Here is a 12,019-nt window from a genome sequence, read left to right as displayed (position 1 = left end):
GCCGCCCCACCGGCTTCGCTGGGATATCGAGAACTATGCGACCGGTTCCCGGCGAGTGCGTTGGCGAGAATTCAGCAGTCCTTCGATTCCGAGCAGGACCGTCTCACAGATCGGACCGATCGTTCTTTCTCCTCAGGCAGTCACACCTCGGCCGCCTCGACCATCGAAAGAGAGTCCGATGTCCAGTTCAATCGAGACCGGTGGGGCCGGCCCCGTCGCCGAGACGCCGGCAGCACCGAGGGGCTGCGGAACCTGTATTACGCCCGCTTCGGGGTCGCCATCGTCTGGGCGGTTCTGCTGCTGGGGACCGCGGTGACGCTCACCCCGGTCGGCATTGCCCTGCTGGTGCTCTACCCACTGTTCGACCTGGCCGCGGCGTCTTCGACTTCCGCACCTCGGGTGCCACACGCTCGAAGTCGCCGCTGTACCTCAACATGGCCCTGAGCCTGCTCACCGCCGTCGGGCTGGGTGTGGCCGTCGCCTCCGGCATCCCCGATGTCCTGCGTCTCTCAACGCCCTCGCCGGGTACGCGACGCTGGGCGGCATCTTCTTCCTCATCTCGGCGATCCGCCTGCACCGCCGCACGGGCGCGGTGAGGTGAGGTGATCACCGTCGCCCGCCCAGGCGAGGCCCCGTCGGATCGCCTCCCGCAACGACCCGTCTTCCGTCCATCGGCCGCGCCCGGCCGCAGCCCCATTCATCGGCCGGTTTCGGCCGCGCCCCCGGATCGCCGGACCACACGCAGTAGCCCCTCACCACCGAAGAAGAAACACCATGTCCGAACCCGTCTACACCGCCACCGCCACCTCCACCGGCGACGGCCGCGCCGGAGGGCGCGCGACCAGCAATGACGGGCTGATCGACGTCACCGTCGCCATCCTGCGTGAAATGGGCGGGCCGGGTGGCGCGACGAACCCCGAACAGCTCTTCGCCGCCGGCTGGGCCTCCTGCTTCCACTCCGCGGTGAAGGCCGTCGCCGCCGGACAGAAGATCGGTTTCAGCGATTCGACCGTCGTTGCCGAGATCGGCCTGCACCGCACCGAGCAGGGCGGTTTCGGTCTCGCCGCCGCACTCCACGTAGAGATGGGTGGTATCGAACAGGCCGCCGCCGCCGACTCGCTCGTCGCGGCCGCGTACGCGGTATGCCCCTACTCCAACGCACCCGCGGCAATATCCCGGTCACCGTGGATGGCACCGTCAGCTGAGCTGTGCCGGTGAATCCGCCTCGGCTCCGATCTGCTCGCGCAGGATGTCCCCGTGCCCGGCATGCCGGGCGAACTCGGCGGTCATGGCCAGATAGATCCAGCGAAGGCTGACAACTCCCACGCGCGGGTGCTCGCGCGTCTCGTCCAGTGGAATCCCCGCCGCGACGGACCTGGCTCGAGCACTCGCACGTTCGAATTCCGCGATCACCTCGGCCACGGTCTCCGCATTGCCCACCCGGAAACCGCCGTGCGCCCACAGCGGACCATCGCAGTCGGCATCGGTGAGCCGTCCGAGCGTGCGCTGGAACCACATTCGTTCCGCGTACGTGGCATGTTTGATCAGCGCTATCGGAGTGGTCAGCGACGGTACGAGCCGGCGCCGGGCGTCGGTCTCGGACAGTCCGCGCACTGTGTCGACGAGGTCGGTGCGCGCCTGGTCGAGCATGGTCTCGAGCAGTTCGCGTTCGGTGCCGGTGGTACGGGACGGAGCAGTCATCGGAGTCCTTCCACGGCCGGTCCGGCGCACGCCGAACAGACCGATGTGCCTGTGGTGGTTCGGAATCGGCTCGCCGGAAGAAACGGCGCCGAATGATCGCGAGCCTCGCGATCGTGAATCCTGGAGTCGGCCGTGAGAATATGCGGCCCACATCAGAAGCGGACGCGACGAGCCGATCCCGAATCTACCACCGACCGCGGCGTTCGGCGACGCGATTCGGTGACCCGAGCACTTCCCCGCCGGGTTCATGCGCCTGCACCAAGGGAAGTTCGAGGGGCATTCGCTCGGGTACTCGGTCGCCCGGCGGGCCCGGCCTGTCCTTCAGGAGTTCGCCGAGGGCCGTGGCCGCGCCTCGTGACCGGGCCGGCCGTGCGTCCGGCGCGCTTCCTTCATTTCCGCCTCGTAGACATGCCGCCGGCCTTCGAGCAACTCCTCCCGCACTTCGCGTTCGATATCGCGGAACAAGTTGTAGTAGCCGTCGTCGTACTCCTCGACGATCTGGAAGGTCCATCGGCCCTCCAGGACATTGCGGCCGATCAGGTCGGCCGTCATCCGATCGGCGAGGTGGTGATGACCGGCCTCCCGCAACAACGCCGCCGCCGACCCCAGAACAAAGTCGGCGCGACCGGTCAGTTGATGGAATGCGTACAGATGCCCTCGCGCGCGTTCGGCGATTTCGAAGGCTTCGGACAACTTGCCCACCGCCTCGACTGTTGTGTCGCCGACACCCGCCGGCCGGCGATGACGCTCCGCGGGAACGTCCTCGTCACCGGTATCGGTCACTGCCATTCCGACAGGCTATCGAGATATCGGCGGATTCCGGCTTCGGACCGCGCGGGCGAGTCGGGTTGCGGCGGGTGTTGCCTGGCCGGTCGCGTACCACCATGGCGCCGGGGGAAACAAGATGCGCTGCCGGTGGCGACCGGGTGCGAATATGGAGTCGGCTCCCGCCGTGATCGCGAATGCTCCGGACACCGTCGCAGCGCTCGTTCATCGTTCACGGTTCGGGGTCGGCGGGCACCACAGACGTTCGCGCCAGACTGACAGTAGGCCACACAACTCAGCAATGTCCATACCAATTCTGTGACATCCAGGCACCAGATCACCTGATTCGCGCATATACATCGCATACATACTTCAGTGCATTTGACACTCTACCGCAACTATTTTCACGAATTTGACCTATAACCGACAGATATACGACCAACTCCGAAGATTGGGCGCCCGTCGATCAGAACTGATAAGTTACTGTCCATTCTGGATGGTCCGATTGTGCCGGGCGGGGCCGTTTCGACTCGATGAGGAGCTGGGCCCGATGGACCGACTCGATGGGCGCGATGCGCCGAAGCCACCGGACGACCACACCGTTTCGCACCCGTGACCCCGACCCGCTCCACACCCTTTCGCCGACCCTCGAAGGAAAAACGATGACGCGCCCCCCCCCTCCGCTTGGCCGCCACCTCCATTGCCATGGCCGGACTGATCGGCACCGCGGCCGGCGCGACGGCCACTCCCCCGATCGCCCCGATCCCCGCACCGGTCGCCGCCGCCGAATCCGGAACCGGCTCGGCAATGGTGGACTCGGGGTCGGCGGCCGCGCAGTCGGCGGTCGAAGCCGTTCAGCGCGGCGACATCATCGGGATCATCGTGCTCCTCGCGCTCACGCCCTTCCAGATGCTGACCGGCGGGGTCTGCGACCTCGCCGCCGGATCGTCGCTCCCGAATCCGTGCGCCCCGAGCACCTATTGATACCCGGCCGACTGCTCCGCACCGGCCGGGCCGGATGCGGAGCGCCCGCCAGAAGGAGCCGAGGTTCGACCGTGCGGTGGGCGCGAGGGTCGCCTTCCCGCCGGTCGGGGTGCCACGATCTGGTGACCTCGATCTCGCCCTTGATCGCTGACGATCTCGACGTGCGACTTGCCGGAACTCAGATAATCCCATACATCGCAGTCGAACTGGTTGGCCAGCGATGATTGTGCCGCCGGTATCCACGAATACAGCAATTGACGACCACGGGCAGCCAGGCGGCGAGGGTGATACGGAACTACTACGGAACGGATACGGCGTTCTCCCGGCTGCCGTTACGCGCGCGCGGGGATTCCGAGTTCGGTGAGCAGACCACGGACCCGGTACTCGATATCGTCGCGGATCCGGCGCACGAGCGCGAGGCCGGCGCCGGCGGGGTCGTCGAGTTGCCAGTCGAGGTAGCGGGTTCCGGGGAAGGAGGGGCAGGCGTCCCCACAGCCCATGGTGATCACCACGTCGGAGAATTCGACGGTGCCCGCGGTCAGCGCGGTCGGGGCCCGGGTGGAGATATCGATCCCGGCCTCGCGCATCGCCTCGACCGCGGCCGGGTTGATCGTGTCGGTGGGCGCGGTGCCTGCGGAGCGGACCCGGACCCGGCCCCCGGCGAGATGGGTGAGGAACGCGGCGGCCATCTGGGAGCGTCCGGCGTTGTGGACGCATACGAACAGCACGGTGGGGGTATCGGAGGACATGGGAGCGGAGACCTTTCAGCCGACCGGTGCCGGAGAGAGGTGCCGGCGCAACGCGAGGGAGAGATAGACCAGGGCAAGCAGTACCGGGACCTCGATCAACGGGCCGACCACACCGGCCAGGGCCTGGCCGGAGGTTGCTCCGTAGGTGGCGATCGCGACGGCGATGGCGAGCTCGAAGTTGTTGCCCGCCGCGGTGAACGCCATTGTCACGGTACGCGCGTACCCGAGCCGCAGGACCGCGCCGAGGACGATACCGCCGCCCCACATGAGCGCGAAGTAGCTCAGCAGCGGTACCGCGATCCGCGCGACATCGAGCGGCCGGCCGGTGATCTGCTCTCCTTGCAGTGCGAACAGGATCACGATGGTGAACAGCAGCCCGTAGCGCGCCCATGGCCCGACCTTCGGAAGTAGCCGGGTTTCGTACCAGTCCCGGCCGCGGGTTCTCTCCCCGATTCGGCGGGTGAGATATCCGGCGGCCAGCGGGATTCCGAGGAACACCAGCACCGAGATCGCGATATCGACCGGGGAGGCCTCGATCGTGGCCTGCTCCCGGCCGAGCCATCCCGGCAACGCGGAGAGGTAGAACCAGCCCAGGACCGCGAACATGAGCACCTGGAATATCGAGTTGATCGCGACCAGCACCGCGGCGGCTTCCCGGTCCCCGCAGGCGAGGTCGTTCCAGATGATGACCATCGCGATGCAGCGCGCCAAGCCGACGATGATCAGCCCGGTCCGGTAGGCGGGCAGGTCCGGTAGCAGCAGCCACGCCAGCGCGAACATCACTGCGGGCCCGAGCACCCAGTTCAGCAGCAGCGAGCCCGCGAGCAGGCGCCGGTCGCCGGCGACGGTGTACAGACGGTCGTAGCGGACCCCGGCCAGCACTGGATACATCATGATCAGCAGGCCGGCCGCGATCGGCAGCGAGACCCCCTCGACCTCCACCGCCGACAATGCCCCGCCCAGGCCGGGCACCAGGCGGCCCAGCGCGAGCCCCGCGGCCATGGCGACACCGATCCAGACCGGCAACAGCCGATCCGGCATCGCCAACCGCGGCGCCGGCGCCTGCACCACGGTGCTCACCCCCGCACCGCCCCGCTTCCCCGTGGCGCGGTCATCGGGCGGCGCCGGCGGCAGGGGCGCAGCACGCGGTTTCGGACTCGCCGCGGCCGTCGGTACCGCAGCATGCCTGTACCGCTTCCTCGTCGGAGACCTCGGCGAACTCCGGAGCCGTGCCGAAGGAGTCCGAATCGGCCAGTACCGCGTAGACCTCCCACCGCTCTCCGCCCGGCCCGGTCACCCACGCCTTGTCCTGGGTGGCGAAGCAACATGTGGTCGCGATCTGCTCCTCGGTGAACAAGCCGGCCTCCGACAGCCGGGCGATCTCGGAATGGACTTTCTCCGAGGACTCGACCTCGACGCCGAGGTGATTCAGGCTGCCGCCGTGGCCGGGATTCTCGATGAGCACCAGCTTCAGTGGCGGTTCGGTGATCGCGAAGTTGGCGTAGCCGGGTTTCACCTTCGCGGGTGCGGTGCCGAACAAGGCCGAATAGAACTGGACCGCGGTTTCCAGATCGTCGACATCGAGGGCGAGCTGTATCCGGGACATCATGACCACCACCTGTGTGACGTATATCGAATAGCTGACGGCGGCCAGTCTGCCACCTTTTCGACATAAGTCAATAAGTCCGGGTAGGATCGCCTTCATGCCGAAAGCGCTGCCCGTCCTCGATATCACCGCCCCCGTCTGCTGCGCCCCGGTGGCCGCCGGACCGGTCGACGACGAGGCGGCCCTGCACGTCGCCCTGCGGCTGAAGGCTTTGGCCGACCCGGTCCGGGTCAAACTCATCTCCCTGCTACTGGCCGACCCCGACACCGGCCGCACCGGCGGCGAACTCGCCGCGGCGGTCGGCCTATCGGAATCGACTGTCAGCCACCACCTCACCCAGCTCCGTAAAGCCGGATTCATCGACTCCGAACGCCGCGGTATGAGCGTGCTCCATCAGGCCCGTCGCGACGCTCTGACCGCACTGTGCACCGTGCTCGACCCGAACTGCTGCCGCTGACCCTTGGCAGCGGACCGCCGGCGCTTCGGGCCACCCGGGATGCGCCCCGTCGGTCAAACATGGATTTTCGAACGCATTCGCGCTCCGAACCTCGCCGAACAGCGATGAACCCGTCGGCGATGGTCACCGACGCAATGGTTCGACAGCCGTACGCGAAACGCCACCGGGCACGAGGTCCGGTGGCGTTCGGTCGGGGCGTCGACGTCCCGTAAGGACCTCTCGGCGAGAGGTCGCTCGTAGCGACCGACGGGGTGAGGCCCGGGGCTGTCCGGAGCCGACAGATTTTTCGACCGCACCGGCAAGGGTCGCATTCCGCCGAGGTTGTGCGGTGGACCACCCGGTACGCGACCGAGTTCGTTGCCCCGGGCCGCCAACCGGAGGCCCGGTCGCATTATTCCGCCTCCGATCAGGCCGTCCCCGTAGGAATCGATCACGGCGACCCCTCAGGAATCGGGTACGGCGCGGATTTCGACGCAGTAGTCACCGGCGGCGGGGGCAAGATCGGCGTGGACGGCGTCGGCTTCGAGACCGTGGAGCAGCCCGGTGAGGTAGGCGCGGTTGAGCGAGCACACCAGGTCGGGTGCCCGAGCCGCCAGCGGGTGGAACGGGCAATTACGCAATCGCAGGCAGGCCGGCGCGGTGCGCGCGGGTTCGAAGCCTTGTTCGCCGAGCGTGGCGACCAGGACGGTGATGGCGTGTCGGCGCCGAATCGTCCCGGCCGTAACCGCGCACGGATTTCGCGACCAGTGGCGGTGCCCCGATCCCCGGCGACCCGCAGGGTGGCCTCGCGTGCGGATTCCCCGGTAACCTCGGTGAGGACGGCCTGCATCAATATTTCGGCGAGAATCTCGTAGCGGCGTTCGGGAATGCTGATCTGTACTTCGATGTCGGCGGGTTCGTACACCTTGGGCGCCCGTCCGACGCGACGGATCCCGCCGGTGTGTTCGTAGTGGGCCCGCAGTAGCCCGATGCCGACGAGTTTGTCGAGGTGGAACGCGGCGAGTTTGCGGAATATCCCGACGTGTTCGGCGGCTTCGTCGCGGGTCACGGGACGTCCGGCGCGCCGGATGAACCAGCACATGTTCCGGCGTAGATCGTCATCCAGTGCGGCAACGGCGCCAATACGCGGAGGTTGTCATGACCGAGGACTGGCGGCAGGCCAAACGCCCGGTCAGCGCCGTGCTGGCCGGGCCGTACGGACACCCGTTCCATCCGATCCTGGTCACCGTGCCGATCGGAGCATGGCTGGCAAGTGTGGTCTTCGATATCGGCTCGCGCCTGGTCGACGACCCCGGATTCCTGGCGCGGGGCGCGCAGTGGCTGATCGCGATCGGGGTGCTGGGCGCGCTCGCCGCGGCGACGGTCGGATTCCTCGATCTGTTCGCCATCCCGACCGGCACACCCGCTTTCCGGATCGGGCTGGTGCACATGAGCCTGAATCTGGCGGTCACCGTGGCGTTCGCACTCGATTTCTGGTGGCGCGTCGCCGACACCGATGCCGGCGCCGCCGTCGCAGGTGGCCCGCTGACCCTGTCGATCGTCGCCGTCGTGGTGCTGGCGGTGTCGGGTTATCTGGGCGGCAAGCTTGCCTATCACTACGGTGTCCGGGTCGCCGACGAGCGCACCCAGGCCACCGGTTTCCGGCGCTGACCTCTCCTCTGTCCCTTCTCTTCATCAGGAGTCATCATGGGCATCGCGGCTCTGATCCTCTGGCTGCTCACCGCGGTCGGCGGCTTCGTCCTGCTGGGCACGTGGATCGCCAAAGGCGGTGCACGTGATTCGGATTCCAGCCACCTTCCCGTTCCGGTGGTATTCGGGCACTTCCTGCTCGCCGTGGCCGGGCTGGTGGTGTGGATCGTCTACCTCGCCGTCGACAATGTCGCGCTGGCCTGGGTCGCCTTCGGACTACTGGTTCCCGTCGCGCTGCTCGGGTTCGTGATGCTGGCGCGTTGGCTGCCGGTCTACCGCTCCCGAACCACCGGATTGGTGGGCAAGACGCCGCCCGAGCGACACTTCCCGGTGGCGATCGTCGGCGGGCACGGCGTGTTCGCGGTCGCCACCCTCGTGCTGGTGCTGCTCACCGCGCTCGGTGTCGGGGGAAGCTGATCATGTCCCGGCCTGCCCTGCGCCTCGTCCACGACAGCAGCGCGATCGATCCGACCGACCGCCGCCGAGGACGCCGCCCGCCGCTTTTCTGACCAACCTCGGCGTGCGGCTGGACAGCGAACCTGTCCAGGCCACGCCGGGGCGGATGGCCCGGGCCTATGCCGAGTTGTTCACCCCCGCACGCGTTCGATCTGACCACCTTCCCGAACGAGGAGGGCAGCCCAAGGCCGTCGACGTGGTCATCGAAGCCGAGCACACCTGTATGACCCTGCGCGGAGTGCGAGCCGTCGGGACCACCACGGTCACCTCCACGCTGCTCGGCACCTTGCACGCAGACGCCCGATCCCGCCAGGACCTCGTCGGAATCGGCCCGTAACGCGCCACCTCCGACCGCCGGGCGCCGATACCGACGGGCCGGATATCGGCACCTCACGAAGACAGGCCCGATCAGTGCGGCCGCTCAGCCTCCCCGGGCGACTCGGCGCCCGGAATACCGTACCGCCGCAACGGGTTGCGGCGGGGTATGAAGGCTATCGGTTTGCACGAATTCGGCGATCCCGACGTATTGCGACTGCTGGAATTGCCCGAACCTCAGGCCGGCCCGGGCGAGGTCCGCATCCGTGTACACGCCGCCGCCGTGAACCCGACCGATGTCCTGTTGCGCACAGGTGGTCACGCGGTGCGGATGCCGGACCGGCGGCCGCCGTTCGTGCCCGGGATGGACGCCGCCGGCGTAATCGACCAACTCGGCCCGGGAACCGGTGACCGGCTGGGCGTGGGCCAGCGCGTGATCGCCATGGTGCTGTTCACCGGTCCGCGCGGCGGAGCCTATGCCGAACAGGTCGTCGTGCCTGCCGCCTCGGTGGTGCCCGCTCCCGAGGGCGCCGACTTCCCCGCCGCCTCCACCCTGCTGATGAACGCCATGACCGCCCGCCTCGCCCTGGACGCGCTGGCCGTGCCCGCCGGCGCCACCGTAGCGGTGACCGGGGCGGCCGGTGCAGTCGGCGGATACGCGGTGCAGCTCGCGAAGGCCGACGGCCTGACCGTCGTCGCGGATGCCGCCCCGCACGATAACGACCGGGTACGCGGCTTCGGCGCCGACCACGTCGTCGCCCGCGGCGCCGATGTCGCCGACCGCATACGGGCGCTGCTGCCGCAGGGCGTTCCCGGTCTCGTGGACGGGTCGATGCAGACCACCCGAACCCTGCCCGCCGTCTCCGACGGCGGCACACTGGCCGAGTTGCGGGGCTGGTCCGGGCCGGCCGAACGCGGGATCCGAGTGTGCCCGGTCATGGTCCCCGACGGCATCACCGACACCGAACGGCTGGACACCCTGCGCCGCTATGCCGAAGACGGCACGCTCACCCTGCATGTCGCCGAGGTGCTCCCTGCCGCCGAAGCAGCCGAAGCCCACCGCCTGCTCGAACGCGGCGGACTGCGCGGCCGGGTGGTCCTGGACTTCTCCTGACCGGCCGGTGCCGCCGCGCTCCTCAATGTGCCGGGCCCGCACGGATATCGCTCGGTCGCTGCCGTGAGCCTGCGTTCGACGATGAACACGCAGGCTATTCGCCAGGTCCGCGGATCGGTCGGGAAATGCTATTGGCCCGAGCCGGAGCCACCGTGCTGTGCGGTGGCGGGCGCGGGGTCATGGCCGCGGTGGCGCAAGGGGCCTCCGCCGAAAACGGTCTGGTCATCGGCGTCCGCCCCGATACCGACCCGGCCGAAATCTGCGAGGGACTTTCTGCTGTCCTGTACACGAACATGGGAGAGGCGCGTAATGCCATCCTGGTCCGGTCCGCCGATGCGGTCATCGTCGTAGGCGGTTCCTGGGGAACGCTGTCCGAACTCGCTCTCGCCAATCACCGCGGGAACACTCCGGTGATCACGCTCGGCGGCTGGAAGATCCTCGACGCCGACGGCAACCCCACCAAGGCGGCCGTCACGGCAACCAGCCCGCCGGCCGCCGTGCGGGCAGCATTGGCGCAAAGCAGGGCCGACCAAGAGATCGGTTCGGAATGAGTTTGCGGAGGCTGATGACCGAGCGATGCACAGCGTAGCCATCGCGTCGCGTTCGTGAGTAGCCTCTCGAGTATGGACGATGAGGGACCCAGCCGGACAGCGCTCGCGGCTGCCTACGCACGCGCCTATCATCAAATCGCTGATCGGCCGATGATTCTCACCGATCCACTGGCGGCACGCCTGCTGGGTGTCACTGCGAATGAGCTGACCGAATTGGGCCGGCCCGCGGAGGACGGTCTCGATAGCGGTACCGGTCCGGGGATCCTGCGGCTGGCCGTCGGTGATCGGCCGCGCCGCCTGTTCTTTGCCGCTCGTGCCCGTTTCGCCGAGGACCGAGTGGCCGAGGCGGTCGCGGCCGGCACGCGGCAGGTCGTGATCCTCGGCGCGGGCCTGGATACCTTCGCCTACCGCAACCCGCATCCCGGCCTGCGTGTCTTCGAGGTCGACCATCCCGATACCCAAGCGTGGAAGCATCAACACCTCGCCGCATCCGGTATCGACCGGCCCGAACAGTTGACCTTCGTACCGGTCGACTTCGAAACCGACACCCTGGCGACACGATTGGAAGCCGCCGGATTCAACCGGACCGATCCGGCGGTATTCGTGTGGCTCGGTGTCGTCTTCTATCTGACCCCGGACGCCGCCCGCAGCACCCTCGAATACATCGCTCGTCAATCCGAACCGACCGAGGTGATCTTCGACTACCTCCGGTCGGCAGACACCGACGAGGATCGCGCGCAGCTGCAGGCGCGCGCGAATCGAGCGGCGGCTGTCGGCGAACCCTGGTTCAGCTATTTCGCTTCCGACGATATCGCCGCACGGTTGCGCGCGCTCGGCTTCACCGACATCGAAGACCACTCCGCCGCGGACCTCATCGCTGGATACCTCGATGGATCCGCGGAATTCGAGGGCGAACCACCCCAGGCACTGCGCCCGGTCCGCATACTACGGGCGAGCCGCTGAGGATTTCCCGGCCAGTTCGGCTTGTATGCCTCCGCCCCGGGCACGACCGATCTGCGGTCGGCCCGGCCGGCGATGCCGCCGAAAAAGCGAGGACAACCCCTGCCGGACATCCCACCCATATCACGACGCGGCCATTGTTTTCCGCGACCGACAGCCGAGGGGCGCGCCCGGGCGGACGATGCTCCCTATGCTCGAGGGATGCATCTCGAGTTGGTGGCGATCGTGGTCGCGGAGTACGACCCGGCAATCGAGTTCTTCGTCGCGGTGCTGGGGTTCGAACTGGTCGAGGATGTGCCGTCACTGACCGACGACGGCAGGCCGAAGCGATGGGTGGTCGTTCGTCCGTCGGGCGCGCAGACCGGGATCCTGCTGGCACGTGCGGATGGCGATCGGCAGACCGGCGTCGTCGGCGGTCAGGTCGCCGGGCGCGTGGGATTCTTCTTGCGGGTCGACGATTTCCGATCCGAATACGACCGGCTGGTCGCGGCGGGTGTCGAGTTCGTGACGCAACCGCGGTCCGAACCGTATGGTCGCGTCGCGGTTTTCCTGGACATCGCGGGCAACCGATGGGATCTGCTCGGTCCCGCTCGGTGAATCGAGCGTCGGAAAGGCCGGACACTCGGCGGCACGGTCGATTTCGCTGACCGTGCGCGGATTCCGGGAGGAATG

General features: G+C 67.9%; 15 protein-coding genes and 1 pseudogene. 10 read left to right on the top strand and 6 right to left on the bottom strand.

Going from position 1 to position 12,019, the window contains the following annotated elements; genetic code table 11:
• The first annotated feature begins 774 nt into the window (after window positions 1-774).
• A pseudogene (locus NGR01S_RS00645) lies at window positions 775-1,205 on the top strand (Ohr family peroxiredoxin).
• On the opposite strand, the gene NGR01S_RS00640 reads toward NGR01S_RS00645, so the two are convergent.
• Both NGR01S_RS00640 and NGR01S_RS00635 read right to left on the bottom strand, forming a co-directional pair.
• Window positions 1,198-1,701 (bottom strand): DinB family protein, encoded by a 504-nt coding sequence (locus tag NGR01S_RS00640; protein ID WP_063034168.1) that lies wholly within the window; start codon window positions 1,699-1,701, stop codon window positions 1,198-1,200. The pseudogene NGR01S_RS00645 and the gene NGR01S_RS00640 sit on opposite strands and share 8 nt — an antisense overlap.
• A 321-nt stretch (window positions 1,702-2,022) precedes the next feature.
• Window positions 2,023-2,490 (bottom strand): hypothetical protein, encoded by a 468-nt coding sequence (locus NGR01S_RS00635; RefSeq protein WP_063034167.1) that lies wholly within the window; start codon window positions 2,488-2,490, stop codon window positions 2,023-2,025.
• A gap of 681 nt (window positions 2,491-3,171) precedes the next feature.
• Between NGR01S_RS00635 and NGR01S_RS00630 the strand changes: the two genes are divergently transcribed.
• A complete protein-coding gene (locus NGR01S_RS00630; RefSeq protein WP_063034166.1) occupies window positions 3,172-3,450 on the top strand; it encodes a hypothetical protein in 279 nt (92 codons plus the stop codon).
• Window positions 3,451-3,782: 332 nt separating this feature from the next.
• Here the strand turns inward: NGR01S_RS00630 and NGR01S_RS00625 are convergent, their stop codons facing one another.
• The 3 genes from NGR01S_RS00625 to NGR01S_RS00615 form a co-directional block, all read right to left on the bottom strand.
• The gene (locus NGR01S_RS00625) at window positions 3,783-4,199 is read right to left on the bottom strand and encodes an arsenate reductase ArsC (protein ID WP_063034165.1); all 417 of its coding nucleotides are present in this window, start codon (window positions 4,197-4,199) and stop codon (window positions 3,783-3,785) included.
• 15 nt (window positions 4,200-4,214) lie between these two features.
• The gene (gene arsB / locus NGR01S_RS00620) at window positions 4,215-5,240 is read right to left on the bottom strand and encodes an ACR3 family arsenite efflux transporter (protein WP_063034254.1); all 1,026 of its coding nucleotides are present in this window, start codon (window positions 5,238-5,240) and stop codon (window positions 4,215-4,217) included.
• Between the two features lie 70 nt (window positions 5,241-5,310).
• A complete protein-coding gene (locus NGR01S_RS00615) occupies window positions 5,311-5,805 on the bottom strand; it encodes an ArsI/CadI family heavy metal resistance metalloenzyme (RefSeq protein ID WP_063034253.1) in 495 nt (164 codons plus the stop codon).
• A 97-nt stretch (window positions 5,806-5,902) separates the two neighbouring features.
• Between NGR01S_RS00615 and NGR01S_RS00610 the strand changes: the two genes are divergently transcribed.
• On the top strand, window positions 5,903-6,262 hold the full coding sequence (locus tag NGR01S_RS00610) for an Rv2640c family ArsR-like transcriptional regulator (protein ID WP_063034164.1): 360 nt from the start codon (window positions 5,903-5,905) through the stop codon (window positions 6,260-6,262).
• Window positions 6,263-6,692: 430 nt separating this feature from the next.
• On the opposite strand, the gene NGR01S_RS00605 is transcribed toward NGR01S_RS00610, so the two are convergent.
• On the bottom strand, window positions 6,693-7,310 hold the full coding sequence (locus tag NGR01S_RS00605) for a helix-turn-helix domain-containing protein (RefSeq protein ID WP_245664367.1): 618 nt from the start codon (window positions 7,308-7,310) through the stop codon (window positions 6,693-6,695).
• Between the two features lie 89 nt (window positions 7,311-7,399).
• On the opposite strand from NGR01S_RS00605, the gene NGR01S_RS00600 reads away from it, so the two are divergent.
• The 7 genes from NGR01S_RS00600 (at window position 7,400) to NGR01S_RS00575 (ending at window position 11,944) form a co-directional block, all read left to right on the top strand.
• Complete coding sequence (locus NGR01S_RS00600) at window positions 7,400-7,912, top strand: DUF2231 domain-containing protein (protein ID WP_063034163.1); 513 nt, start codon at window positions 7,400-7,402, stop codon at window positions 7,910-7,912.
• Window positions 7,913-7,948: 36 nt separating this feature from the next.
• On the top strand, window positions 7,949-8,368 hold the full coding sequence (locus tag NGR01S_RS00595; protein WP_063034162.1) for a hypothetical protein: 420 nt from the start codon (window positions 7,949-7,951) through the stop codon (window positions 8,366-8,368).
• A 103-nt stretch (window positions 8,369-8,471) separates the two neighbouring features.
• Complete coding sequence (locus NGR01S_RS29805; protein ID WP_373861373.1) at window positions 8,472-8,744, top strand: GTP cyclohydrolase I; 273 nt, start codon at window positions 8,472-8,474, stop codon at window positions 8,742-8,744.
• Between the two features lie 147 nt (window positions 8,745-8,891).
• Window positions 8,892-9,836, top strand: coding sequence for an NADP-dependent oxidoreductase (locus NGR01S_RS00590; RefSeq protein WP_063034161.1), 945 nt, complete (start codon window positions 8,892-8,894; stop codon window positions 9,834-9,836).
• A gap of 125 nt (window positions 9,837-9,961) precedes the next feature.
• The gene (locus NGR01S_RS00585; protein WP_084480253.1) at window positions 9,962-10,387 is read left to right on the top strand and encodes an SLOG cluster 4 domain-containing protein; all 426 of its coding nucleotides are present in this window, start codon (window positions 9,962-9,964) and stop codon (window positions 10,385-10,387) included.
• A 72-nt stretch (window positions 10,388-10,459) separates the two neighbouring features.
• Window positions 10,460-11,350 (top strand): class I SAM-dependent methyltransferase, encoded by an 891-nt coding sequence (locus tag NGR01S_RS00580; RefSeq protein WP_063034160.1) that lies wholly within the window; start codon window positions 10,460-10,462, stop codon window positions 11,348-11,350.
• Between the two features lie 198 nt (window positions 11,351-11,548).
• Window positions 11,549-11,944 carry a VOC family protein gene (locus NGR01S_RS00575; protein ID WP_063034159.1) on the top strand — a complete coding sequence of 132 codons (396 nt, stop codon included), beginning with the start codon at window positions 11,549-11,551 and terminating at the stop codon, window positions 11,942-11,944.
• Window positions 11,945-12,019 lie beyond the last annotated feature (75 nt).

This window comes from Nocardia grenadensis NBRC 108939 (assembly GCF_001613445.1).
In the GTDB taxonomy this organism is placed as follows: domain Bacteria; phylum Actinomycetota; class Actinomycetes; order Mycobacteriales; family Mycobacteriaceae; genus Nocardia; species Nocardia grenadensis.
The sequence above is the reverse complement of the archived record's forward strand: the minus strand, read 5'-3'. Positions and strand labels throughout refer to the sequence as shown.